Origin of the sequence: Sphingomonas koreensis (genome assembly GCF_002797435.1) — a bacterium.
Classification (GTDB): Bacteria; Pseudomonadota; Alphaproteobacteria; order Sphingomonadales; family Sphingomonadaceae; genus Sphingomonas; species Sphingomonas koreensis.
Genome location: NZ_PGEN01000001.1, coordinates 2,479,036 through 2,505,458, shown reverse-complemented (window position 1 = coordinate 2,505,458; position 26,423 = coordinate 2,479,036). Strand labels below are relative to the sequence as shown.

At 67.6% G+C, this 26,423-nt stretch carries 27 protein-coding genes and 1 tRNA gene; 8 read left to right on the top strand and 20 right to left on the bottom strand.

The features are described from left to right. Window positions 1-10: 10 nt before the first annotated feature. Window positions 11-1,348 carry a dihydroorotase gene (locus tag BDW16_RS11895; protein WP_066572471.1) on the bottom strand — a complete coding sequence of 446 codons (1,338 nt, stop codon included), beginning with the start codon at window positions 1,346-1,348 and terminating at the stop codon, window positions 11-13. Window positions 1,349-1,392: 44 nt separating this feature from the next. Between BDW16_RS11895 and ygfZ the strand changes: the two genes are divergently transcribed. Then, the gene (gene ygfZ, locus BDW16_RS11890) at window positions 1,393-2,139 is read left to right on the top strand and encodes a CAF17-like 4Fe-4S cluster assembly/insertion protein YgfZ (RefSeq protein WP_174532018.1); all 747 of its coding nucleotides are present in this window, start codon (window positions 1,393-1,395) and stop codon (window positions 2,137-2,139) included. On the opposite strand, the gene BDW16_RS11885 is transcribed toward ygfZ, so the two are convergent. From BDW16_RS11885 to BDW16_RS11825, 13 genes are all read right to left on the bottom strand, one after another. After that, window positions 2,136-2,717, bottom strand: coding sequence for a GNAT family N-acetyltransferase (locus tag BDW16_RS11885; RefSeq protein ID WP_066572474.1), 582 nt, complete (start codon window positions 2,715-2,717; stop codon window positions 2,136-2,138). The genes ygfZ and BDW16_RS11885 overlap by 4 nt on opposite strands. 34 nt (window positions 2,718-2,751) lie before the next feature. Beyond that, a complete protein-coding gene (locus BDW16_RS21670) occupies window positions 2,752-3,591 on the bottom strand; it encodes an AraC family transcriptional regulator (protein WP_066572476.1) in 840 nt (279 codons plus the stop codon). Between the two features lie 151 nt (window positions 3,592-3,742). Beyond that, entirely contained in the window at window positions 3,743-4,144 is a 402-nt protein-coding gene (locus BDW16_RS11875; protein WP_066572903.1) for a GFA family protein, read from the bottom strand. 184 nt (window positions 4,145-4,328) lie between these two features. Further along, entirely contained in the window at window positions 4,329-5,456 is a 1,128-nt protein-coding gene (locus BDW16_RS11870) for an OmpA family protein (RefSeq protein ID WP_066572906.1), read from the bottom strand. Window positions 5,457-5,564: 108 nt separating this feature from the next. After that, entirely contained in the window at window positions 5,565-6,236 is a 672-nt protein-coding gene (locus tag BDW16_RS21665; protein ID WP_083954119.1) for a DUF2793 domain-containing protein, read from the bottom strand. Next, complete coding sequence (locus BDW16_RS11860; protein WP_066572483.1) at window positions 6,233-6,550, bottom strand: DUF6127 family protein; 318 nt, start codon at window positions 6,548-6,550, stop codon at window positions 6,233-6,235. Before BDW16_RS11860 ends, BDW16_RS21665 begins: the two co-directional genes overlap by 4 nt. After that, complete coding sequence (locus tag BDW16_RS11855) at window positions 6,547-7,659, bottom strand: phage portal protein (RefSeq protein WP_066572908.1); 1,113 nt, start codon at window positions 7,657-7,659, stop codon at window positions 6,547-6,549. Before BDW16_RS11855 ends, BDW16_RS11860 begins: the two co-directional genes overlap by 4 nt. 75 nt (window positions 7,660-7,734) lie before the next feature. Further along, window positions 7,735-8,415, bottom strand: coding sequence for a spermidine synthase (locus BDW16_RS11850; RefSeq protein WP_066572486.1), 681 nt, complete (start codon window positions 8,413-8,415; stop codon window positions 7,735-7,737). Window positions 8,416-8,447: 32 nt separating this feature from the next. Beyond that, complete coding sequence (locus tag BDW16_RS11845; protein WP_066572490.1) at window positions 8,448-9,188, bottom strand: NRDE family protein; 741 nt, start codon at window positions 9,186-9,188, stop codon at window positions 8,448-8,450. A 72-nt stretch (window positions 9,189-9,260) separates the two neighbouring features. Beyond that, window positions 9,261-9,896 (bottom strand): PilZ domain-containing protein, encoded by a 636-nt coding sequence (locus tag BDW16_RS11840; protein WP_125458845.1) that lies wholly within the window; start codon window positions 9,894-9,896, stop codon window positions 9,261-9,263. Window positions 9,897-9,974: 78 nt separating this feature from the next. Beyond that, entirely contained in the window at window positions 9,975-10,286 is a 312-nt protein-coding gene (locus BDW16_RS11835; RefSeq protein WP_125958766.1) for a hypothetical protein, read from the bottom strand. A 48-nt stretch (window positions 10,287-10,334) separates the two neighbouring features. Then, window positions 10,335-11,660 (bottom strand): DNA-packaging protein, encoded by a 1,326-nt coding sequence (locus BDW16_RS11830; protein WP_083954120.1) that lies wholly within the window; start codon window positions 11,658-11,660, stop codon window positions 10,335-10,337. Window positions 11,661-11,664: 4 nt separating this feature from the next. Next, complete coding sequence (locus BDW16_RS11825; RefSeq protein WP_066572501.1) at window positions 11,665-12,174, bottom strand: hypothetical protein; 510 nt, start codon at window positions 12,172-12,174, stop codon at window positions 11,665-11,667. Window positions 12,175-12,501: 327 nt separating this feature from the next. On the opposite strand from BDW16_RS11825, the gene BDW16_RS11820 reads away from it, so the two are divergent. Beyond that, a complete protein-coding gene (locus BDW16_RS11820) occupies window positions 12,502-12,903 on the top strand; it encodes a DUF6491 family protein (RefSeq protein ID WP_125958767.1) in 402 nt (133 codons plus the stop codon). Between the two features lie 4 nt (window positions 12,904-12,907). On the opposite strand, the gene dapF is transcribed toward BDW16_RS11820, so the two are convergent. Next, window positions 12,908-13,846, bottom strand: a complete 939-nt coding sequence (gene dapF / locus BDW16_RS11815) for a diaminopimelate epimerase (RefSeq protein ID WP_066572912.1) — start codon at window positions 13,844-13,846, stop codon at window positions 12,908-12,910. 103 nt (window positions 13,847-13,949) lie between these two features. Between dapF and BDW16_RS11810 the strand changes: the two genes are divergently transcribed. Beyond that, window positions 13,950-16,412 (top strand): DUF2339 domain-containing protein, encoded by a 2,463-nt coding sequence (locus BDW16_RS11810; protein WP_066572507.1) that lies wholly within the window; start codon window positions 13,950-13,952, stop codon window positions 16,410-16,412. On the opposite strand, the gene BDW16_RS11805 is transcribed toward BDW16_RS11810, so the two are convergent. Further along, a complete protein-coding gene (locus tag BDW16_RS11805) occupies window positions 16,397-16,876 on the bottom strand; it encodes a DUF6456 domain-containing protein (protein ID WP_066572924.1) in 480 nt (159 codons plus the stop codon). The genes BDW16_RS11810 and BDW16_RS11805 overlap by 16 nt on opposite strands. Window positions 16,877-16,966: 90 nt before the next feature. Here BDW16_RS11805 and BDW16_RS11800 point away from each other — a divergent pair, with 90 nt between their 5' ends. After that, entirely contained in the window at window positions 16,967-17,536 is a 570-nt protein-coding gene (locus tag BDW16_RS11800; protein WP_066572508.1) for a helix-turn-helix domain-containing protein, read from the top strand. Window positions 17,537-17,609: 73 nt separating this feature from the next. Further along, window positions 17,610-17,972, top strand: coding sequence for a hypothetical protein (locus tag BDW16_RS11795; protein WP_066572516.1), 363 nt, complete (start codon window positions 17,610-17,612; stop codon window positions 17,970-17,972). Window positions 17,973-18,050: 78 nt separating this feature from the next. On the opposite strand, the gene BDW16_RS11790 is transcribed toward BDW16_RS11795, so the two are convergent. Together BDW16_RS11790 and BDW16_RS11785 are read right to left on the bottom strand one after the other, a co-directional pair. Next, window positions 18,051-18,977, bottom strand: coding sequence for a cation diffusion facilitator family transporter (locus BDW16_RS11790; protein WP_066572520.1), 927 nt, complete (start codon window positions 18,975-18,977; stop codon window positions 18,051-18,053). Window positions 18,978-19,208: 231 nt separating this feature from the next. After that, window positions 19,209-19,284 (bottom strand) — tRNA-Val (locus tag BDW16_RS11785). Window positions 19,285-20,720: 1,436 nt separating this feature from the next. Here BDW16_RS11785 and BDW16_RS11775 point away from each other — a divergent pair. Next, window positions 20,721-21,149 (top strand): HIRAN domain-containing protein, encoded by a 429-nt coding sequence (locus BDW16_RS11775; protein WP_066572522.1) that lies wholly within the window; start codon window positions 20,721-20,723, stop codon window positions 21,147-21,149. A gap of 7 nt (window positions 21,150-21,156) precedes the next feature. Here BDW16_RS11775 and BDW16_RS11770 read toward each other — a convergent pair whose 3' ends face one another. Both BDW16_RS11770 and BDW16_RS11765 read right to left on the bottom strand, forming a co-directional pair. Further along, complete coding sequence (locus tag BDW16_RS11770) at window positions 21,157-22,227, bottom strand: phage portal protein (RefSeq protein WP_241230427.1); 1,071 nt, start codon at window positions 22,225-22,227, stop codon at window positions 21,157-21,159. 11 nt (window positions 22,228-22,238) lie between these two features. Next, entirely contained in the window at window positions 22,239-24,146 is a 1,908-nt protein-coding gene (locus BDW16_RS11765; RefSeq protein WP_066572542.1) for a terminase large subunit domain-containing protein, read from the bottom strand. Window positions 24,147-24,304: 158 nt separating this feature from the next. Here BDW16_RS11765 and BDW16_RS11760 point away from each other — a divergent pair, with 158 nt between their 5' ends. Beyond that, window positions 24,305-25,144 (top strand): GPO family capsid scaffolding protein, encoded by an 840-nt coding sequence (locus BDW16_RS11760; protein ID WP_066572544.1) that lies wholly within the window; start codon window positions 24,305-24,307, stop codon window positions 25,142-25,144. 44 nt (window positions 25,145-25,188) lie between these two features. Continuing rightward, window positions 25,189-26,316 (top strand): phage major capsid protein, P2 family, encoded by a 1,128-nt coding sequence (locus BDW16_RS11755; protein ID WP_083954123.1) that lies wholly within the window; start codon window positions 25,189-25,191, stop codon window positions 26,314-26,316. Window positions 26,317-26,423: the final 107 nt, after the last annotated feature.

The window sequence follows — 26,423 nt, the reverse complement described above, 5'->3', positions numbered from 1 at the left end:
CCCGCCTCGGTCACCCGAACTCGACCGCCTCGAACCGCACCGGCCGCCCATGTGCAGCGTTGGCGAGCTGCCCGTCCCACATCACCCGCCGTCCGCGGATGATCGTCCCGATCGGCTTGCCGGTTAGCTGATCCCCGGTGAACGGCGACCATCCGCACCGCGAGGCGAGCCAGCTTTCCTCGACCGTCCACTGCTTCTTGAGATCGACCACGGTGAAGTCCGCGTCATAGCCCGCGGCGATCCGGCCCTTGCCGACCAGCCCGAACACGCGCTGCGGCCCGGCGCTGGTGAGGTCGATCAGCCGCTGCAGCGTCGTGCGGCCCTTGGCGACATGATCGAGCAGCAGCGGCAGCAGCGTCTGCACGCCGGGCATGCCGCTGGGCGAGGACGGATAGGGCCTGGCCTTCTCCTCGATCGTGTGCGGTGCATGGTCCGATCCCAGCACGTCGGGCACGCCCTGGTTGAGCCAGTGCCAAAGCCCATCGCGATGCGCGGCCGAGCGGATCGGGGGGTTCATCTGGGCATAGGTGCCAAGCCGCGGATAGGCGTCCTCGGCCGCCAGCGTCAGGTGTTGCGGCGTCACCTCGCAGGTCGCGATGTCCTTGTGCTGGCCGAGCAGTTCCAGCTCGGCGGGCGTAGTGACGTGAAGGACGTGGATGCGGCGCCGCGCCTCACGCGCGAGCTTGAGGATGCGGCGGGTGGCGAGGATCGCGCTTTCGTCGTCGCGCCACACCGGATGCGACGACGGATCGCCCGCCACACGCTCGCCCTCGCGGTCGTTCATGCGGAACTCGTCCTCGGCATGGATCGCGACACGGCGATGGCCCGAGGCAAGCACCCGCGCGAGATTGGCGTCGTCCGACACCAGCAGGTCGCCGGTCGAGGCGCCCATGAAGATCTTGACCCCGGCGGTGCCCGGCATCCGCTCGAGCTCGGAGAGGTCGGCGGCATTGTTGTTGGTCGCGCCGACATAGAAGGCGTGGTCGCACCACATGCGGTCCTTCGCGCGCGCGAGCTTGTCGTTCACGGCATCGGCACTGTCGGTATTCGGTTTGGTGTTCGGCATCTCGAACACCGCGGTGACGCCGCCCAGCACCGCCGCGCGGCTGCCGGATTCCAGATCCTCCTTGGCCTCGAGCCCCGGCTCGCGGAAATGGACCTGGCTGTCGATCACGCCGGGCAGCACGTCGAGGCCGGTGCAGTCGATCGTCTCGCCCGCGTCCCCGGTCGCGCCGCCAAAACTGCCCAGCGCGACGATCTTGCCCTCGCGCACGCCGATATCGATCTGAGCGGGGCCGCCGGGCAGATGCACCGTGCCGCCGGTGAGCTTGAGATCGAAGGTCGCCATATCAGCCTCTTTTGCAGTCGCTCCCGGCGTCCTACCTGTTCGGCATGACAGAGACCAGCCAAGTTCGGGCGACATTGCTCGCCGACCGTTTGCTCATTCGCGTTTCGGGGGAGGATGTGCGCGGCTTCCTGCAGGGGCTGGTGACGCAGGACATGAACGCCGTAGCGCCAGGCGCGCCGCAATGGGCGGGGCTGCTCACCGCGCAGGGCAAGGCGCTGTTCGACTTCATCCTGTGGGATGCGGACGGAGCGATCCTGATCGATTGCGAAGCGGCGCAGCGTGACGCGCTGGTCCGGCGGCTGTCGATCTATCGCCTGCGCCGGCCGATCGTGATCGAGGCGGCGGAGGGCGGCGTGCATTGGTCGCCCGAGCCTGGCGCAGGCGTTTCCGATCCGAGGCTCGCTGAGCTCGGCTATCGCTGGCTGGGAGAAGCGGGCGGGGAGGCGGCATCCGGCTGGCGCGAGCATCGCCTGCGCCTCGGCGTGACCGAGGGTGTCGCCGAGCTGGGCTCAGACAAGACGCTCTGGCTCGAATGCAACGCGACCGAGCTCAACGGCGTGAGCTTCGGCAAGGGGTGTTACGTCGGGCAGGAGAACACCGCGCGGATGAACTGGCGCGCCAAGATCAACCGCCGCCTCGTCGTTGCGCCGCTCGGCGAGCCGGGCGAGCGCACCCGCGCCGCCTATCCCGATCTCGGCCTGATGGTCGAGCACCGCCGCGTCGAGGCGCTGGGCGATGCGATCGTGCCGGAATGGCTCGCGGCCGCGCTCAGCTCGGCACCAGCAAGCTAGGGCGATCCACTTCCGTCCGACGGCTTCACGCCGGCGATCAGCGCGCGTGCCGCTTCGCTGGACAGGGGAGGCGAGGCCAGTACGACCGAGGTAGCGATCTGCCGAGCCGGCACCTGCCAGTAGGTGCGCAGAAGCGGAGCGATATCGCCATCGTCCACGCAAACGAACCCGTGCCGTTCGTAGAAGCGGATCGCCCAATCCGCAGCCTTCCAGGTGCCGATCAGGATGGGCCGTTCAGTGCCGCGGCGGAGATGCTCGAGCAATTGCGAGCCGATCCCATGTCCCTGCCACTCGGGCAGGACATAGGCGTGCCGGATGAGGTCGACATTCTGCCGATGCTGCACGCCCATCACCCCGATCAGCTGCCCGTGGGCGACGCACCCGCTGAACGCCACGCCATCGGCCAGTTCGGAGGCCAGCGCATCGGCCGGCATATACGGATCGTGCCAGCGATCGGCGGGAATCACACCGCGATATGCCTCCGCTGCGGCGTTGATGACGGCGCATATCTCGGCGTGATCGGCCGGGTCGCATCGCCGGATCGTGATCTCTGCCCGTGCATGGTCTTGCCCACTCATGTTCCTTGGTCCTCCGGTTTCTTACCGGGACCGGTTACGCGGGTTGGGCCGGAGCGCTCTTGAACGAAATTGCACGGCAGCGGCGATGCGCGGCGGCATAGATGCCCGGCGTGAAGCCATGCCGTGCAACGAAGACCCGATGCATGTGGCTTTGGTCGGCAAAGCCCGCGCCGGCCGCAGCATCCGCAAGGGTCGTACCTTCGCGGATCAGGCGGCGCGCCGAATCAAGGCGTCGCTGCACGAGATAGGCGTGCGGGGTGAATCCGGTCAGGCGGGCAAATCCCCGCAAGGTCTGATAGCGGCTAAGGCCGGCCAATGCCGCCAGATCGGCCAGGGGATGGGAACCCGCCGGTTCGTCGTCGATGCGCGCGCGCACCTGCGCCAGCCGGTGGGCGGTAGCGACGGCCGGCGGCGGCCCGACATGGAACAGGCATCCGAAAAGCGACAGAAGCCGCTCCTCGAAAGCCTCTCCCTGCCCGGCGTGCGTGATTGCCTGTCGGGTCGCCATGAAGAGACCGGTCAGACGCGGATTCTCGACGACGGGCGCATGCAGTTCCCGCAGCGAGCGTCGGCCTTCTTCGAGATCGTGGATCGCTTCGCCGACGAGTTGCTGGGAGAAGTAGAGCATCGACCAGGAGCGTGTCGGCCCGACTGGCGCTCCATCGTGAATCTCGGCCGGATTGACGGTCACGAGGTTACCCTTGATCGCTTCCACCGGGCCGCGCCCGCTCCATGAGCGCTGCGCACCACCTGTCACCAGCCCGACGCCGAACTCGTCATGCACATGGCGCGCGAACGAGCGCCCGGACAGCGCATCGACCGCGGTGATCGCGCCGTCTCGGTAGGTTCGGACCTGGAAGATTTCCCGCTTCATCCGCAGGGACTATGAACGCTCGCAACGACGACGCAATCCAGATCCTTGCCCGGCTGGCCGCCGCCGGAGGGGCAACCCGCCGGACCATCGACGACCAAGCGAACCCCGGGCCCATGCGTGCGCGATCCGCGAAGTGCGCCAAGGCATCGGGTCACCAGCTGTTGCGGCCGTCGACCTGCTCGACCTTGACCGTCGCGATGTCGAAATCGTCGATCAGGCGGATGTTGACCGCCGCGATACGCGTTGTGGGGAAGCTGTTCGGATCGCCGTTCTTCGGCGTGCCGTCGGCATTGTATACCGACGCCCAGTCGGGAGAATCGCCCCAGCTGCTGATGCCGCACTGGCTACAAAAATGGTGCTGGTTCATCCCGCCGCTAGCGGAGTAGATCTTGTCGGCATCTCCGGAGAGGATCGTGATCGCCTCAGGCGGATAGTAGCTCCAGATCGCGCCGGTCTTGAAGCAATAGGTGCAGTTGCACTGCTTCGCATCGGTCGGCGGATGGGGCAACGCGATCTTGGTGGCGCCGCAATGGCAGGTGGCGGTCAGGGTCATCGAACGGCGCTCCATGCTGGTGTCGATGACCTTGCTACATCAGCGCTATGTCAGGAAGTGGCAGCAGTCATCCGACCCGCGCCAATGCCGGGCCAGCTCTGCCCCGAACCGCAGGCAAAGAAAAAGGGAGGCCGGTTGCCCGGCCTCCCCAATTCTTGTCGATCCGCAGAGCGGACCGCGCGGCTTACATGCCCGAACCCGGACCGTAAGTGATTTCCACGCGGCGGTTCTGCAGCTCGCGGACGCCATCAGCGGTCTCGACGCGCGGACGGCTTTCGCCGAACGCCTCGGTGCTGATGGTGCCGTCGGCGATGCCGCGGCCGGTCAGGTATGCCTTGACCGAGTCAGCGCGACGCTGCGACAGGCCGACGTTGTAGCTCGCCGAACCCGAACGGTCAGCGTGGCCCGCCAGCATGACCTGTGCGTTGCCGCAGGTCTGGTACTGCGAGATCGCGTTGTCGAGGATGCCGGCCGCCTCAGGCGTGATGTCCGACTTATCCCATTCGAAGAACACGATGTACGGTCCCGGGCTGCAAACCGGCGGCGGCGGCGGCGGCGGCGGGGCCGGCGGCGGCGGCGGCGGCGGCACTTCAACCGGCGGCGGCGGCGGCGGCGGGGCCGGCGGTTCGCCGAAGTTGAAGGTGATGCCACCCAGGATGCTGTGCGAACGGAAACGGCCGTCGAAGCTACGGCCGGTCACGTCGACCAGCTTGACGTTGTCGGCGTTGAAGAAGCGATACTTCAGCGTCACGTCGATGTTGTCGCTGATCGGCTGACGCAGACCGGCGAGCACCTGCCATGCGAACACCGTGTCCGAATCGTCGAGGAACGCACCGCGATCGGTCAACCCGTAATCGGCCTTGACGCGCGAGACGCCGACGCCACCGCCGATGAAGCCCTGGATGCCGTCGTCTTCACCGAAGTCGAGCAGGCCGTTGACCATGAAGCTCAGCGCCGACGACGAACCGCCAGCATAGTCATAGTTGCCGGCGGGCGCGTTCACCAACGCGTTTGCCGCGTTGTAGAACGGCGTAGTCACGGTCGAACGATATCCGTCAACCGTTGCGCGGCGATAGCTGACATCGGCCTCGATGCGGAAACCGCCGAGGTCGTATCCGATGACGCCACCGACGTCCCAGCCATAGTTGTGATCGACCGTGCCAGCAGAGGTCGCCGCACCGATGTCGAAGTTGATGTCTTCGACGATCATTGCGCCACCTTCGACGCCCACATACCACGCGTTGTCGCGGGCGAGGGCGGGCGTTGCGAGCGCGGTCGAAGCGAGTGCCAGAGTAACGGCAAGCTTCCGCATCATAATCCCCTTTCTTGGTTGCCACTTCGGACAGCGCTAACTTCCTACTCGCTCGAAAGTTTCCGCGCAAGCGAACAAAATCAGGGGACTGTTGCCGGAACGTCACAGTCAGCCGGGGTCGATCAGGCCATGGGTCCGGAGCGTCGCCAGAATGGCTTCGATCGCCAAGCGCGCCTCGATATCGATGACGCCACCGCCCTCCGGATCCGCGATCGCCGGTTCGCGCGGGCCCAGCACCTGCTCGCCCTCGATCTCGATCCGTGTCCCGGTAAGGCGGCCGATCTGCCAGCCGCCGCCGCTATAACGCACGGTCATTCGCTCGTCCGCGATCCACGCGGACATTCCCTCGCGCGGCGCAGCGAACCTCCACCCTCCGCTAGTCCAGAGCGCGAGCGCCCCTGCCTTGCCGCTCCACGCGCCGGATGGCGAACCGCCGACGATCCAGCATTGCCCGGGCGCCGGATCGGCAGGCGGAACGCTCACCCCCGCGGCTTCGACGCAGGGCTGAATCAGCGCGTCGGCCAGTATCGTCGCGTATAGGTGGATGAACGGCTTGTTCGAATATAGATCGCGCAGGATCCGGGTCTCGCCGTCCTCGCCGATCGCCTCGATCACGCCTACCGGTTCCCCGCGATGCTGCCACAGCAAGGGCACCCGCCGCACCCGCACGCCGCCGAACGCGCCCCTGCGGATCACGTCGCCGCCCCGGTCGGGCGCATCGAACACCGCGGCATAGCCCGCGAACCGCACAGGCCCGCCCCGGACTTGATCCGGGGTCATTTGCCCAGCCCCCAGAAGCCCAGCTTCACCGCCAGTCCCAGGATCACCAGCGCGAGTAGCATCCGTACCACCCATTCCGCCACCGCCTTGACCGCCGACCGCTTCGCGTCGCGCCATGCACCCAGCAGTTCGCGCAGCTCGCCCATGTCCTTGGCCGCCTGCGGATCGTCGAGGCCGAGGCGCGTCAGCGCCCGGCTCGCGCCCAGCTCCCCCGCTTCCTCGGCGATCGCGCGCAGCGTCGCCAGGTCAGCGCCCTCGGCCGCGCCTTGCGCGATCAGTTGCGCGAGCAGGCTGCCATTGACCGGCGCGTTCATCGCTCCAGCCCCAACATCGCGCGCTTCTCCTCATCGGTCAGGAAGTCCGCGGCGCTGACGCTGCGCCACAGCCGTTCGCGGTCCTCGGCCATCGCCGGCACCTTGTCGATCGCGACCCATAGCCGCGCTTCGGGGAACCAGCCTGCCAGGCCCTGCGCCAGCTCGGTGTAGATTTTCTCCGCGAGCGGCAGGATCGTCAGCCGCCACACCGCCCGGTTGGCCTCGCGATAGTTGGCGTAGCTATTGTCGCCGGGCAGCCCGAGCAGCATCGGCGGCACGCCGAACGCCAGCGCGATCTCGCGCGCCGCCGCGGCCTTCAGCCCGACGAAATCCATGTCGGCCGGGCTCAGGCTCATCGCCTGCCATTTGAGCCCGCCCTCGAGCAGCATCGGCCGTCCCGCATTGGCCGCGCCAGAGAATGCCGTCTCCATATCGGCCTTCAGCCGCTCGAACTGCGCGGGCGCCAGCGCGCTGCCGTCGCCCGGGTCATAGACCAATGCGCCCGACGGCCGCGCGGCATTGTCGAGCAGTGCCTTGTTCCAGCGCGTCGCCGCATTGTGGATCGCGATCGCGCCGCTCGCCGCGCCCAGACAGCCAAGGCCATAGTGATCGTCGACCGGGCTGAACGCCTTCATGTGGATCACCTGCGGCCTGCCCGCCGCATCCTCGGCAGCAATCCGCGTGATGCTCCCGCCGACGCGATAGCGATAGGCGGCGGGCCATCCGCCGGCATCGGTCTCCACCGACACCCGCTCGGGCCGCAGCGCGAACAGCTCCGCGATCCCGCCCGCGCCGTCGCCCAGAATCTGGACGAAGGCGTTGCCGTGCAACAGCAATTGCACCGCCAGTGTGGCAATCAGCGCCTGCCCCTGCGTCCGCGCCGTCGCCAGTGCCAGCAGCGCCGGGTCCGACGCCTCGACCGGCGCATCGGCCACGCTCTCCGCGACGATCTTCACCGCGCGCTGCGCCACCGGGTTCGCGCAATAGCCCTCGCGCACCTGCGCCTCGTAGCCTTGCGGCCATTCGCCAAGCACGCCCGCCGCGCCATGCGCGCGCGTCAACACCGGACGCGACGCATCGCGCCCGGACTTCCGTCCGAACCAGTTCATGAAGATGTCTCCTGTGATCGCCGTGCAGCGATGCGCGGCGCCGGGCCGGCGCCGCATCCGCGTCAGCGGGTCAGATCAGCGTTTTCCGAACCAGATCACGTGCCGCGGCCCCTTGCCGTTCTGCCGCGCCCGCACCGCAACCTCTTCCACCTCGAACCCGACCTCGCGCATCCGCCGCGCGAACTTGGGGTCGGGCCCGGCCGACCATACCGCCAGCACCCCGCCGGGCTTCAGCGCCGCCTTCGCCGCGCGCAGCCCGTCAAAGGTATAGAGCCTGTCGTTCGCCAGCCGCGTCAGCCCGTCCGGCCCGTTATCGACGTCGAGCAGGATCGCATCATAGGTCCCTGCTCCCTCGCCCCGCCCGCGCGCGATCGCTGCGCCGACGTCCCCCATCACCACCTCCGTCCGCGGATCGTCCAGGCACCCGGCGGCCAGCTCGGCCATCGGCCCGCGCGCCCAGTCGATGATCTTGGGCACCAGCTCGGCGACCACCGCCTTGCCGTCCGGCCCCATCAGCGCCAGCGCCTTGCGCAGCGTGAAGCCCATCCCATATCCGCCGATCAGCAGCGTCGCCGACCTGGGCGCATTGAGCCGTGCCAGCGTCATCTCCGCCAGCGCCTCCTCCGATCCGCTCATCCGGCTCGACATCAGCTCGTTGCGGTCGAGCACGATCATGAAATCGTCCCCGCGCCGGAACAGCCGCAGCGGATCGCCGCCCGGTACCTCGGCCACATCGATCAGTTCGCGCGGAGTCACAGCTCGTACCCAGTCATCCGCGCCTCATGCCCTCACGGCCAGTGAAAGCGCAACAGCGTCTCGCCCGCGGGCGCGCCGTCGGCGTGGAAGCGCCGCTCGGCGATCCGCCCGCGCCCCTCCGCATCCACCGTCACCACCGTGCTGCACCGCGTCCCATAGACGGAATTGCGGATGAACACCGGCGAATGCACCGGCTCGAATCCATCCGTCTCTTCGCGTTCGGGCGTCCCCGCCGGCCGCTCGTCGGCCAGTGCCGCGAACAGCGGCTCGATCGCCGCATCCCCCGCCGCCAGCCAGCCCGCCACCCCGGCCTGCAGCCGGAGCGTCTTGGGCCACAGCGTGTCGAGCAACCCGTTGGAGAGGCCATGCATCCCCGCGCCCAGCGGCCGCCGCAACGGCTGCGGCCGGTTGGTCAGGAACATCGGTCCCTCGGGCTCGATCGCGATCAGGTTGAAAGGGTTGTACGCCTCCAGATCCGCGGGTTCGTCCCCCGCCAGCATGCCGGTCACCAGTGCCCCGCGCGATTGCCGGCCCGGATCGGGCGTCTCGCCGCGCACATTGGTCACCGCCGCGAACCGCCCGTCCTCGTTCAACCCCAGCCAGGTGCCGCCCGCCACCAGGTCGCGCCCGGCGATGACCGGGTTTGCCCTTGGTCCGGGCGCCATCCAGCGCGCCAGCGGCGCCGCGGCACGGTCGTGCCGCTCGTCGCGGTTCCCCGCTGCCACCAGCCGCCAGTCAGGATGCGCATGCCATGCCAGCGCCAGAACACACATCGGCCCAGGCTACCCGCTCGTGCCGTCCCCGCAAAGCCGGTTCGGCGCGCGCCGCGCCCTCTCCGGCGCGGCTCAGTCCATCGGCGGCGGGATGTCCGCGCCGGGCAATGTGCTTGCCCATTCGGCCAGGTCGGCCAGCGCGATCGCGGTCGAGAACTCGATGCCGATCCGGTCTTCCTTCATCCAGCGGATCCGTCCGGACAGCGGCGCCAGCCGCTCGACCATCAGCTCGACGCCGGCATCCATCTCCATTGGCAGGTCGCTCTGCACCTTCGCCCCCTTCTGGGAGAGGTCGATCAGCTCGACGACATGCCACATCACCCCGACGCGCAGCCGCGCGCGGCGTCCGACGGTCAGCCGCGGTCCGCGCGGGGTCTCCTGCATGTCCGGCGGCTGGTTGAGGCTGAGATACGCCGCCACGTCGATCGGCGCATCGAACGCCACGCCCGCATTCTTGTCCCTGACCCAGCAGATCTTGCCGTTGACCGGCGCGCAGCCCTTGGGCTCGACCCGCACCGCGGTGCCGAACCCGAACGGGACATAGGTCTCGAGCATCAGCCCGCCCGCGCCGATATTGCGGATCAGGCAGAGGTGCTGCGCACCCGCATCGGTGACGACGCGGGCCACGCGGAACAGCGTCGTGAAGCGCTTGCCGGAGCGCTGATCGAGGATCGAGTTCCATTCCGGCGCGTCCGCAGAGCCTCGCACGGGCAACCTCCCGCGAGCATCGACTTACCGGTACAGGGAAATGCTCGCCGCCCCCCAGTCCGGCCCCACCACTACCCGTCATGCCCGCTTCAGGGCTAACGAAAACCTGTCGGAAATGGTTACTATCCACTGGGTTGATGTTCCGGGCTGGCTGCCGCCGCCCGGAACATCGCTCCGGCCGTCTTGGAAGTTTCGGCTTTTCTCTACCCCCTTGGCGTTTGACGGATCGCGAACGATCAGGACGATCCCATCCGCCGGCGCGGCAACGGCCGCGCCATTGCGGAAAACCAACGCCGCGCCGCTGGCCAGAGTCGTACTGCCATTGGTGAAATAGAGCTCGACTTCCTGGTCGGGCAGCGCTTGAACCACCGTCTGCAGATCGAGCTTCACCCCCAGCGGCACGCGGATCTCGCCCTCCCGAGCTCAGGTTGAGCGCGCTCAGCCCAGCCCCCGCACCTTGGCCACGCGCCGCCGTCCCAGCATCAGTTCGGTCAGTGCCCAGACCAGCGCATCGGCGCGATCCGGCGAGCGGCCCGGCCCCTCATAGCCACCGCCTGCCGACAGGCCGCACAGCTCGTCCTCCAGCTGCGCGAAGCGCCCGGCATGCTTCACCCGCCCGGCCTCGTACAGCGCCGCCACCGGCTCGGCGCGCGCCGCCTTGCCGCGGCTGGCATGGACCAGCTTCACGGGCATCGCGACATCCGCCGCGCGCAGCACGCTCTTCACCATGTCGCCGCCCTGGTTCTTCTCGGCCACCACCTTGTCCGCGCGGTGCCGGGTCGCGCAGCGCGCCACCGCCTGCGCCCAGCCCTCGGGGGAAAGCCCCGCCACGCTCGCATCGGCGAGCACATGGCCGGTGCCATCCGCATCCAGCGCGACCGCGACGATCCCGCAGGCATCGCCCTCGGCGCTTGCGGGCGGGTCCACTCCCACCACCACGCGCACCACGCCCCGGGGCTTCCGGCCGCGGCATGCCTCGATCATCCCGCGCGTCCACAATGCGCCCGCCACCTCGTCGATCAGCTCGCCGTCCAGTTCCTGCCGGCCCAGCCGTGTGCCGCCATATTCGGCCTCCATCGCCGCGACGAAGCTTTCGGGCAGGTGCGGATTGTCGCGGGTTCGCCCGCGCGTCTCGACCGTCCCGGGCAGCGCCATCACCCGCCGCATCAGCCGGGTCGGACGCGGCGTCGTCGTCACCAGCACGCGGGCGCCTTCGCCCAGGCGCAGGCCCATCGCCAGATTGTCCCAGGCCAGTTCGCCGCGCCGCCGCCATTTGCCCAGTTCGTCGCACCAGGCGAAATGATGTTCGGGGCCGCGCAACGCTTCCGGCGCCTCGGCCGAATAGACATAGGCGGTCGCCCCCGACGCAAAGTGCAGCTCGCCCGCGGTCGGCCGCCAGTCGATCGCCTCGCCGTCGCGCGCCACCGCGATCAGCCCGCTGGTGCCCTCGATCATCACCCGCCGCACTTCGTCGAACGTCGCGCCGACCAGCGCGATCCGCGCGCCACGATGCCTGCGCGCCAGCTCGCTCACCCATTCCGATCCGGTGCGCGTCTTGCCGAAGCCGCGTCCGGCCCGGATCAGCCAGACGCGCCAGTCGCCGCCGGGCGCGTCCTGCCCGGCATGGCACCAGATCGCCCAGCGCTGGTGCCATTCGCGCGCCTGCGGATCGCTCAGGTTGCGCACCACCCGCACCTGCTCGTCGGCGGGCAGATCCTCCACCTCTCCTCGCAGCCATGCGTCATCCACATCTGCGGCGCGCATGCGCTCAACCATGGTCGTCCCGGCGCTTGGCCACCCGCCGTTTCGCCGCGGCGAGCGCCTTGAGCAGCGCTGCATTGGTCTCTTCGCGCGTCGCGACCCGGCGCGGTCGGCCGGTACGGCGATTCGGTTCGCCGTTGCGCTGGCTCCGGTGGTACAGCAGCACCTTCATCGCCCGCTCGAAATCGAACGGCACCGGTTTCATCCCTTCGGCCTCGGCGCGATCCGGATCGGCTTCGATCGGTTCGCCCGCGCCGCCATGTTCCAGGACCAGCGCCTCGATCCGGTCATAGCCGATCGCCAGCGCCTCGCGGAATTGCTCGGCGAACACCGGATCGCGCTGGCGCGTGCGGCACACCGTCGAACGATGCACCTGCGCCTTCGCCGCCGCGCTGCCGATGTTGCAGGTCAGCGCCAGCGCATCGAGGAACGTCTGCCGCTTGGTCTTGCCGAAGCTGTCGTCCTTCGCCTTGCGGCGCTTCCGTTCGCCCGAAAGCGTGATGATCGTCTCAGCCATCGCAATCGATACTCCGCAAATGCGAACGGGCCGGCTGCGCCCTCCGGCGCGCCGGCCCGTTCGCTGCGAGCCAAGGCGGATACGCTCCGCGTCTGCACGGTCCTTGGCCGGCGCGCGGCGAGGGACCACCTGCCTCCGCCCGACTCGCAATTCCTCAGCGTTCCTGTTTTGTACCCAAACAGCGCGACGATGTCAAGCACATTTTGCCTATTCGGTTCGTTTCTCGCGCTGGTTCCGGTTCATCCGGAAGGGCTCCGTTTCCTTTCCAGCGCCTGACTGCCAGGCTCACCACCCGTTCACGCCTATGCGGGTAAAGGGCTCGATATGATGAACCGCCTGATCCATCCGCTCGCCGCCGCCATGCTTGCCGGCGCGGCGGTGTCCGCGCTTCCCGCTTCGGCGCAGGATACCCCAGCGCCTGCCGCCGCTGCGGCGGCGAAGGAAGCGCGCATCCCCTTCGCCTCGATGGTCCGCGACTATCGCGCCGAGGATCGCGACGCGATCTATCTCCGCGCTGGGCGCGACTGGTATCGCGGCACCTTCTTCGCGCCGTGCCAGGAACTGCCCTGGGCGTGGAACATCCGTTTCGACAACAGCCCGGGCGTCGATGCGATCGACCGGTTCTCGACCGTCATCGCACGGGGTGAGCGCTGCCGCCTGAACTCGCTGGTGAAGATCGTCGGCGAGCCTCCCGCCAAGGCGAAGAAGCCGGGCAAGCCGGAGAAGTAAAGCGTCAGCCCCTGAGCGCGGCCCAGGCGGCGGTCTCGTCGTCGCGGCGGCGCGTCACGGTCAGCGCGCCCGTTTGCCCGGTGGCCGGATCGATCTCGATCTCGCCGTCCCATTCGAAGGTCGCGTTGCCCGCGATCGTTACCGCGTCGCCGCCCGCAGGCCCTTCTGCGCGCGCCTTCACGCGGCCGCCGGGGTTGTGGACGGTGATCCACGCGCCGAACGGAATCCGCCCGGTGAGCCCGGCGACGTGCGTTGCCGCGCCCATCGCCGTGCCGCACGCGTTGGTCAGGCCCACGCCGCGTTCATAGGTCTGGACGAACAGGCCATCGGGGCGCAGCGCGACGAAGCTCACATTGGCGCGGTCGGCCAGCAGGTCCGGTCCCGCCTCGCACCAGTCGCCCAGCGCGGTCAGCTCGGCGACGTCCACCGTATCGACGAAGGCGATGAGGTGCGGGTTCGGCATCGCCACCGCGGTGAAGTTCCGCCCGTTCGGCAGCCCCGGCACCGGTGCGTCGATCACCGGCGCCGCGAGGTTGACCCCAGCTGCTTGCGGATCGGTCGATGCCGGTCCCACCGTGGTCCGCACGGTATAGACGCCGGGTGCCAGGTCGGCATCGCGGGCGACCTGGGCGTCGCTGGTCTTGAGCTGCACGGTGGCCGCCTCGATCCCCAGCAGCTCGAACCCCGCACGCGCGGTGCAGCGCAGGCCGTTGAGGCAGGTTTCGGGGATCGATCCGTCGGCGTTGACCACCTTTTGCGCGAACTGCGCGCCATCGCTGCCTTCGCCCAGCAGCAGCAGCCCGTCCGCGCCGACCGGCCCGTCGCGCTCGCACAGGCTCCGCGCGATCCGCCCCCACTCGCTATCGGACAGCGTCGACCCACGCGCATCCAGCAGGACGAAGTCATTCCCCGATCCGTGGCACTTGGTGAAGGTCAGCCGCATGGCCTGCATCTAGGCGCATTGCCGTGGCACGCAACCGCAGATCCGCTTGCAGCAACGATAGCGGGGCTGGCGTCCCGGTGCTTCTGCTGCAACAAGGCGTGCGATGACGGAGCTCATCTTCCTCGCCGTCGTGGCGCTCGGCATCGTCGTCCTCGTGCAGCGCCAGCGGCTGCGCGAGCTCACCCGACGGATCGAACGGCTTGAGCGCGGTCAGCCGCTTGCCCGTCCCGCGCCCGAACCGGCGCCGGTCCCGGTACGCGCGCCCGCTCCGGTTCCGGCGATCGCGCCGCAACCCGAGCCCGTCCGGCAAGCCCCTTCCCCGCCCGCTCGGCCCGTACCGGTTTCGCGCCCCGGTCTCGAATCGCTGATCGGCGCACGGCTTCCGGTCTGGATCGGTGCCATCGCGCTCGTCGCTGCTGGGTTCTTCCTCGTCCGCTATTCGATCGAGACCGGCCTGCTCGGTCCGGGCGTACGCACGATCCTCGCGGCGCTCTTCGCTGTGCTGCTGGTCGCGGGCAGCGAGTCCGCACGGCGCCTGCCGGCTACCCGTGACGATCCGCGTATCGCTCAGGCGCTCGCTGGCGCCGGTATCGCCAGCGCCTATGGCACCCTCTACATCGCCGCTGCGCTCTATCATCTGATCACGCCGCTTCCGGCCTTCGTGCTGATGATCGCCGTCACCGGGCTCGGTCTTGTCCTCGCGCTCCGCCATGGCCCGCCGACCGCGGTCCTGGCGCTCGCAGGCGGCTTCGTCGCGCCGCTCGTGGCCGGCTATGGCGCTGCAGGCATCGGGCCGCTGCTCGTCTATCTCGCGCTGTTCACCGCCGCGCTGTACGGCCTCGCAATGCATCGCGGCTGGGCCTGGCTCGCGCTCGCCGCCACTGCCGCCGCATTCGTCTGGGTCAACTTCCTTCTCTTCGCGCTCGGCACCGACGATCTGAGCCTCCCCGCGGCCTTCGTCGTACTGCTCGCCGCCGGCGCCAGCCTCGCGCTGCCGCGCGCAGGCGTTACGGCCGCCTGGCTCCGCCTCGCACCGCTCGTCGCCGGCCTCGTCCAGCTTCTCGCCTTTGCCCCTGCGCTCGATTTCTCGGCATTCGCCTGGGCGCTCTACCTCGTGCTCGCCGCGGCCTCGCTGATCCTCGCCTGGCGCGACGCGACCTATCTGCCCGGCGCACTCGCAGCACTGGCCCTCACCCTCCTCCTGCTCGCCATCGGCCTCGTCGAGCCCGGATCCGGCGCCACGCATGGCGCCGCGATCGCCGCCGCCCCGCTCTTCGCCGCCCCCGGACTGCTGCTGCTTCCCCGCGCCCGCGCCTGGGCCATCCTCGCGCTGGGGGGCATTGCCGGGCCGCTACTCCTCGCCAACGCACTCGACGGCGGCCGCCTCGCCGACTGGCAATGGGCCGCGATCGAGCTTCCCGCCGCCGCGCTCGCCGGCTGGGTCAGCTGGCGCCGCCGCGGCTCTGCGGGCACGCGCGACCCCGGCCTCGTCGGCGGCGCGCTGCTCGCCGCCGTGCTCGCCGGAACCGCGCTCGGCCAGCTCACCGGCGGCGCGTGGATCGCTTTTCCATTCGCCGGCATCGCCCTCGCGCTGGGTTGGTGGGCGCACCGCACCGGCGACACGCAGCTCCGCCTGCTCCCGGCAATCGCCCTCGCCGCGATCCTGATCGCCGGGCTCGAGCCGCTGGCGGACTATCTGATCCTGATCGCCGATTCCGCCAACGGCGCGCACCTCCCCTACCGCCAGCTTCCTGCCGCGGCCGATGCCTTCCGCCACCTGCCGCCCGCTCTGGCAGCCGCCATTGCGCTGCTCCGTGCGGACAGCGCACAGTTCGGCCGCCTCCGCCCGGGCATCTTCGCCGGGGCGGTCGCACTCGGCCTGATCCTGCTCTACCATCTCGCCAAGCTCCCCCTCGCCATCGGCGACGAGGCGGGATTCACCCGCTGGGGCTTCGGCGAGCGTGCATTGATCACCCAGGCGCTGCTCGCCGCCGGCTGGTACGCCTTCCGCCGCAGCCACCCGCTCGGCCTCGCGCTGTTCGGTCTCGGCCTCGTCCGCATCCTCTGGTTCGATCTGCTGCTGCTGAACCCGGCCTTCGTCGCGCAACAGGTGGGCAGCCTGCCGCTTCTCAACGCCGCGGCGATCCACCTTGCCCTCGCCGCCGCCTGGAGCTGGACCTTCGCGCCCGGCCGACTCTGGCGCGGCCTCGGCATGAGCCTCGCCTTCGCCACGGTCGCAACCGCGGTACGCCAGGCCGCACACGGCACCCTGCTCACCGGCGCGGTCACCACGGGAGAGAATTACGGCTATTCCGCCGCCTTCCTGCTGCTCGCCATCGCCTGGTTGACGCTCGGCATCCGCACCGGCGCGCGCGATCTGCGCATCGCCGGCCTCGCACTGCTCACTGCGGTGACGTTCAAGGTCTTCCTGATCGATGCCGCCGCGCTCGACGGGCTGCTGCGCATCCTGTCCTTCTTCGGGCTCGGCGTCGCGCTGATCGGGATCGGCTGGGTCTACAACCGCTTCCTCGCCGGCGCGCCCGGATCGCCTCAGCCCAGCCCGTAGTGATCCGCCACCCGGTCGAGCGCCAGCGTCAGCACCAGCCGCCCCGCGCGCGCCGGCCAGGCCAGTGCCTTCTCCGCCACCGGCACGCTCTCGCCCGCGCAGATGACGCGCCAAAGGATATCGGCGAGCCCCGGCCCGGCCGCCGCAACCGCCGCATCGAACCGGCGCTTGGCAGAGACCTGCGCCATCGTCGGGTCGAGCCCGGGGTGCGGCGCCCCGTTGCGTTGCGCTCGCGGCGCTCCATCCCAGCGCATCGTCACCCGCGCGCCCAGCGCCGCCATCTCATAATCGGTGCGCAGCCGCTCTCCCGCCTCGAACTGGCGCGCATCCACCAGCCCGCGCGCGCGCAGCCAGCCCAGCGGCGATTCGGCAAGGTTGACCGTTACCCGCCGCCCCGTCTTGCGCGCCGGCGCATTGCGGACCACAAACCCGTCCTCGATCGACCGTTCCGCCAGTTCGCGCATCGCCATCTCCTGCCATTGCCGAATCGGCCTTGCCATATCGGCATGTTTGTAGGAAAGTGATTTAACCACATAGGTTGTTTTGGAAGCGCCATGATCACCGCCATCCGCGAAGTTCGCCGTGCCAAGGGCCTGACGCTTGAGGCGGTTGCGCTGCGCTGCGATCCGCCCACCACCGCGCAGACGATCGGCCGGCTCGAAACCGGCACGCGCACCGTCTCGGTCGACTGGCTCAATCGTATCGCCGCTGCGCTCGACGTCGATGCCGCCGATCTCGTCCGGCTTCCCGACCGGCCCGACATCGCCGTGGCGGCGACGCTCGACGCCGGCGGCGCACAGGCGCCGCGCCGGCCGGCCACGGTCGCGCCGCCGCATGCCGAACCCGAACTGGTCGCCATCACCGTGTCCTGCGGGGTCGGCGATTACCGGACAGGGGACGTCATCTGGTGCCGCCGCCTTCCCCCCGCGGCCTTCGCCTCCGCGCTCAACCGCGACGTGCTGATCCCCCGCTCCGCGGGCCGCTTCGTCTTCGGCCGGCTGATCGCGCATGAGGGCGAAGGCGGGCGCCTCAATATTCTCCCGCTCGGCCCCGGCGCGCGCCAGCAGGTGGTGGCCGATCCGCCCTGGATCGCCTGCGCCGTCCAGCTCATCCGCCAGCTCTAGCGCCAGGCAGCGCTTGCGCGCTGCCCGGGAGAGGCGCATGCTCGTCGCGTTCCTTTAGGGGAGGGATGCATCGATGAAACATGGTTTCGCGCTCGCGATCGCGCTGGTCGTGGCGTCGCCTGCTTTGGCGGAAGACTGGGATTTCATGCTCACCAACGGCTCGGGCAAGCCGATCAAGACGATCGAGCTGGCGCCTGCCGGGACCACCGATTTCAAGCCGCAGACCATCGATCCCGAAACGCGGCGCGATCCGGTGATCAAGGCGGGCGCGAAGACCACGATCCGCTTCGACAAGGCGGCCAGTCAGTGCCGCTTCGATCTCAAGGCGACGTTCGAGGACGGCACGACGCAGATCTGGACCGGCGCCAATGTCTGCGACAACAGCTACATCACGATCAAGCTGGCCAACGGCAAGGCAACGATCAGCGCCAACTGACGGCGGTGCCGAAGGGAGGGGAGGCGACGGGCCTTGCCCGGCCCCGCCGCCGCCCCGCCCTCGGCGAAGGCCCTGATTTCAGTCGGCCCATTCGGAGTCGGTGGTGAAGGCGATGGTCAGCCAGCGATCGGGCGTGTCGTCGCCGATCGCAGCGCCGATCTCGTCGCGGATGCGATCCCATTCCTCCAGCCGCTTTGCCGGCCCGCCCTTGGGAACGATGAAGTTGAGCTCGATCTGTTTTCCGCGTCCGACCCGCGCGACATAGGAGCGGTAGGATGAAAATCCGTGGCGACGCACGATGTCCTCGGCGACGGTATCGACCTGCGCCTTCAGATCCGCCGGCGTCACGAGCAGGATGTCGGCAAATGCCTGCCGGATCGTACCGATCGGAATCGGAATGACGATGAGGCAGACCACCGCCAGCGCAACCGGATCGACATAGGGGAGCAGCCACGCCAGCGTCGTGCCCTGAATCGCGTAACCAAAGGCGAAGGCGACGAACAGCGCCGCGCTCAGCCCGCCGGCCATCAGCCAGGCCTTGGCATCGAGCGCGACGAATGCCGAGTCGAGGTCCCGGTTGGCACGTTTGCCATAGGCCGCCATCCCGAAGGCGATCAGCATGGTCAGCGCCGCATAGAGGATGGCATAGTCGAACGCGAGCAGCCGCCCGCCGGCCAGGATGCTGCCGATCGCATTGATCAGGGCATAGATCGCGGCCCCGGTCAGGAGGATGCCGTTCAGGCCGAGCACCATCGGCTCCAGGTGCCAGAACCCCATGGTAAAATGTTTGACCAGCCTGTTGGCCGGCACGCCGGCCGCAGTGGAGGCGGCGATCAGATTGGAGACCAGCAGCGCGACGATCGTCATGGTGGCGTCGATGAGGGCATAGACCCCGTCGAACACGATGGCGAAGGAGCCTGCGAGGAGGCCGAAGACGATCCCGGCCGCAGCAAGCAGGAAGGTCACCGAAATCGAGACGCGCAGAACGCCTTGTTCGGTCTGCATGGCTCGTCCTCCTTTCCCGCCATTGACGGCGGCACGGGATCGACCGGCGATCCGAAACGGGGCTCGGCCGTGTTCCGGCACGATGGGGCAGCGCACGCCGGCCGGCGCTCCCGATTTCACTCGCGCAGGCTGCCCCGCCGCGACCGGCTGCGCAATGCCGTTTCAAGGCTCGAAGACAGATCATCCACCCGGCACATAAACCCGAAGACCCCAGGCTTTCGCGGTCCGGGATGGTGGGCGCTGACGGGCTCGAACCGCCGACCCTCTCGGTGTAAACGAGATGCTCTACCAACTGAGCTAAGCGCCCGCACATGCGAGAACCGCGCGTTTAAGCCGATTCTCGGCGCAGTCAACGCGCCTCTCGCGGAACGGAGCGGCAACGAGCGGAAGGATGCGGAACCAAGAGTCCCGACCATATCCCGACCGCTGGTGCCCGTTTGTTCGCCGCGACCCACCGCGCGCCTCAGCCGCAAACAACCGCAAAGCTCAATCTGCCATCTGCGGCGGCGCCGGCTGATCAACCGCTACGCCCAGAAATGGCGGCCGCCCGTCGATCTCCCAACGGTTGCGGGTATGTGTCGCAACCCGGTTACATTGGTAATGTTCGGCCAAACTCAATGGCTTACACGGTTACATTTGAGGTTATATCAAGGTAATCAGATAACCTTATAGAAGTGCAATATTCGCTCTCTAAAAAGCTATTAATTTTCAGCGACATAACTGAAAGCCGTCCAGAATATTACCTCTGATAACTTCGCCAGTGTTATCCAGAAAACGGCAGATTTCCGCCATTCTCGGGCGCGGTCAAACGGCGCATTACCGATGTAACCGCTCTGCGAGGGACAGGGGGTGCCCTCACGGCGCAACGGTGGGCAGGAAAATGCAAACAATCGCACCAACAAGGCGCAAGCGTGGTGTGGGGGCGAGCGCGGCGCGCGAGGTCAAAGGGCATACGCCGCCACTCAACGTAACAATGTTACGCCCTCTCGTTCGTTTGTGTCGCTGCGGTCGAGCCTAGTCCCGGCTCTGCTGGGTGAGGCCGAGCTGCGCTGCCTTTGACCTGCAGGCCGCGCGTGATCGCCCGAGGCGCAGGGCGATAATATCGGGATGCTCACCTGACTTAAGCAGCCGGCTCAAGCGAGCGATCTCCTCCGGCGACCATCGCGAATTGGGGGCGGGCTTGACGCGCGTCGGCTGTGGATCGGGCGATCCGCGTCGCTCGATGCTCACCGGCACGGCTAGGAACCACTCGCGGCGCAAGCCATCCCATGATGCCAAGTCAAGATTGATTGCGTCGCGTAGAGCCTGATCGCGAGAGGAACGCCAAGGTGCTCTAGGTTCACCGAACACCGTCACCCGAAACTCAATCGCCATATCTGCCCGATGCGGTCTGCGCGCCCGACGATCAAGATCAGAGCTTCAAATTCCGGGTTGTGCGAATCGATTTGTTCTCATCATGTTCTCGCGATGAATAACCCGCCGCTGCCAGGTCTCCGACGAAATGACATGCCACTGGATGAGGCCATGGGCTTCGCGACGCATGTCGTGATCACCTGCAGCCCGCCCAGCTGCGACAACCGGCGGTGCGGTCGGTCGGTCATCTGGCGCACCGAAGATCTGTATAAGCTGTTGCCCCGATGCCGGACCTTGGGCGATTTTAAGGAGCGGCTGTATTGCCGGCGGTGTAAGCGTCGCGGTTGGGTGTCCATCGCCCCCGCGGGTCGAGGATAGTGGTTCCGCGCGATGAATTGCCCCGAGCTGAGCCTTGCCGTCGTCGGCATCGACTTCCCGAACAGCGACAAGGCAAAGAGCAACCGGCGCTTCGAAGTGCGCCTGTGCGTCCCCGGCGAGCCGGTCGAACTGCGCCTTGAGCCGAAGAACAAGCACGACGAGCACGCCATCGCGGTTTTCAGCTCGCGCGGCGTGCAGCTAGGCTATGTGACCGCTGAGCGCGCGCCGTGGATAGGCGCGAAGCTCAAGGCCGGTATGCCGCTGCGCGCCGTCTTCCATGGCGAGACGGCGACGGCCGCGATCATACGGGTTCGCTTTGATGGGGATGAGCCGACCTTGCCAGAACGGCCCGCGCCGTCGGCGCGGCCGCCGAGCATTGCCGATCAGGATCCGGATGACGGCTTTGTGCCGGATCCCGACGGGCCTGAATGGGGCGCCTAGCGCGATATCAGCGCGACGGTGCCTGCTCCTCGCGACCATCCTGGTAGATGACCGTGTCCTTGCTCGTGTAATATGGGCGGAACGCCAGCACGGGGAGGCCGAAGGCGTCATTGACCCTCAGCATGCGGCGAATGATCGGGATGATCTCCGTTCGATAGTAGCCATCGCGTGACTCGCTGTAGTTGCCGAAGCCGCCGTTATTTTGCGGAATAACGCCAATCATCTGCGGCGGCGTCCGATGGGCTGCGAGCATGTCGTCGCGGCTGATATTCTTGACCGCCGCGAACTCATCTTTCGCGGTGACGTCGGCGATCGGGATGATCTGGATGCCGTCCTTTTTCCCCTTGGGGATATGCACGAACAGGTTCTTGAAGTTGCCGATTCCCTTCGCCGTGCCGAGCTTCTGCGCCATCATATCGGCCGTCTTCGTGTCGGCGAGGGGTTCGCTGACATAGAACACGAAGCCGGCATGGGCGCCGTTGAGATAGTAACGACGCCGGAACAGCGTCGCATTCTCGCTGAGCAGCCCGCTCTGCAGGGCAGAAAGCCATTCGGGCAGGCCATAGATCTCCTGCGCGACGTCGGGCTGCATGAGGTGGAAGATGCGCCCGCGGTCGAACGGATGGGCGTTCCCCAGCGGGCCGTTGACGAACCAGTAGACTCCATCTTCGAGGCCCGCGCGCATATGTAGCGCCGGAGCGTAGGCGGCCTGGGCAAGGCGTCCCGACAGGTTCGGGATCCACTCAAGATAGGCGTTGCCCATCTGACCGAAATCCAGCGCGAACCGCTCGAACGCGTCGGCGTTGAGCCAGCGCGACGGCTCGTGCTGGGCGACCATCATGTTGACCTTCAGGGCGATGGCCGACCGGTGATAGGGCGACATGTTGAAGGCTTGCGCCAGCTTGCCGAGCGGCAACGGCGGCTCGTACCAGCGCCCGTTGTGCCAGATCTCGAAATACTGAGCGAGTTCGCGGCGATCGAGCACGCTTTCGGGATCTCCGAAGGCGTACATCGTGCCCGGCTCTGCGGATGGCGTCTCGCCGATCTCCACGATCTCGGTTGTAGGCACGTCGGTCATCAAGGCGCTCCTCAGTCGAAAAAGGTCACTCGCCCGCCCTGCGCATCATCTGCGTCGGCGATATCGAGAGGTTCATTGGAAAGGGCGTGCAGGATCGCCCACGCGACGTCGGCGTGGCCGATCGCGCCGTTGCGGCGCGCGACATAGGTCACGCCCTTCTGGCTTGCGGTGAGAGCTGGGCGAATCGCCATGAAGGCTTGCATCACGTCGGACCATCCGGCGTCGAACTCGATCCGCTGCTCGCGAAACACGTTCTGGCCCTTGATCACCAGCGCCGTCTTGCTCGCGACCGAATATTCGATCTTGCGGGCGAGCGGGAACCACTTCGACACCAGCTCCCACACGGCGAGGCCGTGGCCCGTCGTGTCGATCGCGATATCGACGACGTTGTAGCGCTCGCAGATCGACTTGATGAACGCGGCCTGGCCGGCGAAATCCTTGCCGTTGAGCCGATACTTGTCGAGCACCCGGAACTTGCCCTTCCCGGGCACCTCCGGCGGCGCGAGCACCACGAGCGCCGCGTCGTCGCGGCCTTGCTTGTTCGGGTCGTAGCCCAGCCACACTGGGTTGTCGCCGAACGGCCGCCCGCCGGGAATATCGAGCAGGGCGGGCTTGAAATCCCGCCATTTGAAGAAGCTGTCCACCCGCGCCGGCGCAATGCGCGCAAACGGGAAGCTGCTCTCCGAATCGTCGATGTCCTCGCACTCGAAAAGGTTGCGGAACTCGTTCTCGGAATATTCAAGGCGCAGCTCGCCCACATTGACCAGCTTGCCAAGCCCGCGCGCCACGGCGTCGTGGATAGTCAGGATCTGCTGCCATGATCCGTCGGGCATGATCGCGCCGTTGCGCAGATTGCGCAGCGAGATATCGAACGGCCGCTGGTTCGCCTTCGCCTTGCCGGCGTTCCACTCCTCGCCCGACCAGAAGGCATAGGATGCGTGCGTCTTCGTCGATGCCGAGGAGAAATAGGTGCGCGTGTAGATGGTATGCGTCGCCATCGCGCTCGCCACCTTCTTCAGCTCGGCAAAGCCGTGCACCCAAGCGTATTCGTCGAAGTAGAAATCGCCGCTCTCGCCCTGGGCGGTCGCGCTGTTAGTCGAGAGTGGATAGAGGCCGACCGGCTCAAGCGTCTCGGCGGCAACGATCTCCTCGCCATCCGCGTCCTGCTCGGCCGGGAAGGCGAAGTCGAGGATGACGGGGTTGCCCTTCAGCTCAACGCCGGTGACCTTGCGCACCCAGCCCACGATCTCGCGCCGGAATTTGTTGGCCTGGCGCTGCGACGCGGAGAGGAAGATCTGGTTGCGCGGCTGATCTCCCTCGAGGACGGCCTCACCGATCTTCGCCACGGCCTCGCGGGCGAAATACCACGTCGCGCCGACCTGACGGCTCTTGCGGATCTTGCGCGTGCGCTGGTGGCGGTTCTCCCACCACGTTTCCTGATACTCGAAATTCCGCTCGTGAAAGTCGTCGAGCAGCGCCTGCCATTGTTCGCGGGTGAGGAAGTTCTTGCGGGCATCGGCGCGCTTCGCCTTCGCCTTGTCGTCATTGCGCGCGGCGATCTTCGGGTTGAGGTCGCCTTCCTTCCCGCTCTTGTCGAATTTGCGGATGCGGGCGGTTCGCTCGAGCTGGCGGGTCAGGAAATCGACCCGCTTCATATCGCCCTCGGTGAAGGGTTCCTTGTCGAGCAGGGTCGCGATCTTCGCCTCGATGCGATCCTCAATGATCGCGACCGGCGGGTCGCTGTCCCAATTCTCGCGACTTTTCCATGAAGCGAGCGTTCCGTAGGTGATGCCCAGCTCGTCCGCGATGTGGTTGAGCTGCCACCCGCGCCAATAGAGCGAGCGCGCCTCGCGGCGCTGAGCGCGCGCCACCTGGCGGCTGATCGCCTTTTCTTCGGAAAGGGAGGGTTGGGCTTGCATGGCGTTCCGCCATGCACCCCGCGCGCCATGCTCTGCGCCCCGGTCGCCGGGTAAAGCCGACCGTCACCCGCGCCGCGCGTTGTCAGTTGCCCGGTTCGGCGGCTTCTAGGGGGTCAATGCGGGAGCGGTCCTCCCGATCGACCAACGGGAGCAAACCCATGAAGACCAAGCCGTTCCTGCTCGCCACCGCCGGCTCCACCGTCGATGGCCGCGTGATCGACGACAAGATGATCGAGGAAATGGCCTCGAGCTACGATCCGAAAACCTACGGCGCGCGGCTCAATATCGAGCATATCCGCGGGATCAGCGGCGAAGGGCCGTTCCGCGCCTATGGCGACGTCGCCGAGCTTTCGACCGCGCAGGTCGATGTCAACTTCAACGGCAAGACCGAAAAGCGCCTCGGCCTGTTCGGCATCTTCGACGTCACCCCCGACGCCAAGCGTCTCAACGACGCGAGCCAGAAGGTCTATCCATCGATCGAGATCGAGCCTAACTTCGGCGGCAAGGGCTTCGCCTACCTCATGGGCTGCGCGCTCACCGACAGCCCTGCGGCCATCGCGACCGAGCGCCTGCAGTTCAACCGCTCGCTGCCCGGCACGCTGAGTGTCGCGATGGACGAGGCTGCCCCGCTCGAATTTCCCGACGACAAGCCGGGTAGCGAGGGCGGGAGCTTCCTCAGCTCGTTGACCGGTGTGCTCGACAAGTTCGCCGAAAAGTTCGTCGGCAAGGATCCAGCGAAGCCGGAGACCCCCGCGAAGCCCGAGGGCGCACCGGCGGCGTTCGACTTCGCCCAGCTGCGCCCGATGCTCGAGGAGATGGGGACGACCTTCGCCACCAGCATGGACGGCCTGCGCTCCGAATTCCGCACCGAGGTCGATCGGATCGGCCTGCAGATCAAGAAGATCGGCGACGAGCAGGAATCGACCACGCCGGCGCCGAACTTCAATCGGCGTCCGCAGGGCGACGGCGGCGCCGACCAATTCGCCGGCATCTTCTGAGCCAGCACCCGACCAGCCCCGCTTAGCCCAAGGAACCTACACCGATGACCACCCACCAACTTTCTGACCGTGGCCGGCGGGCGCTGGACGGACTGTTCGCGCGGATCGCCCAGATGAACGGCGCGACCCGCGGGATCGCTCACCAGTTCGCGCTCGAGCCGGCTTCCGAGCAGCGGCTCGAGGATCTGCAGCGCGAGAATGTCGGCTTCCTCAGCCGCATCAACATGATGCCCGTCCCCCAGCTCAAGGGGCAGGTAGTCGGCATCGGCACTCATGATCTGATCGCGAGCCGCCGCAGCCGCCCGAACCTTCCGCGTCAGCCCAAGTACGCTGGTCGGCTGCAGGACCGGAAGTACGAACTCTACAGCACCCTTTTCGATACGTGGCTGCCATGGGAGCTGATCGACATGTGGTCGCGCTTCCCCGATTTCGCACAGCGCTACGCGAAGCATGTTGCTGTGTCGGTCGCGCTCAGCCGTATCATGGTCGGCTGGCATGGCACGAGCGCTGCGGCGGACACCGACGACGACGCGCACCCGCTCGGCGAAGACGTCAACATCGGCTGGCTGCAGAAGCTGCGGCTCGAAAAGGCGTCGCACGTCATGGGCCGCGCCATGGTCACCGCCGGCGGTGTCACCACCGCAACGGGCGCGGCGGCACCGATCTATATCGGCCCCGACGCGGACCAGGCCGACGGCGACTACAAGAACATCGACGCGCTCGCCTATGACCTGATCTCCGGCATGCCGAGCTGGGCCCGCGCATCGACCGATCATGTCGTCATCGTCAGCCAGGATCTCGTGGACGAGAAGTATTTCCCGATGGTCAACCGCCCGCTGGCGACCACGATCGACGGGGGCAAGTCCACCAGCGATCAGACCGTCAGCGACATCGTTATGTCGGACAAGCAGATCGGCGGCCGCCCCGCGGCCATCGCGCCCTACTTCCCGGAAGGCACGATGCTCATCACGCCGATCGGCCGCGCCAATGGCACCGATGACAGCAACCTGTCGATCTATTGGCAGGAGGGTTCGCGCCGCCGCTACATCAAGGACGAGCCGGAGAACATGGCCGCCCTGGTGGACTACAACAGCGTCAACGAGGGCTACGTGATCGAGGACACCGACTTCGCCGTGATGGCCGAGAACATCACCTTCGGCGCCCGCCCGTAACCACAACCGCCGGATAACGCCGGGAGGCTTCGACGCGATCACCTGCCGTGGCCGGCGGCAGTCGCAGAGCCAACGACACGCGGGGGAGGCCACACGCCCCCGCGACC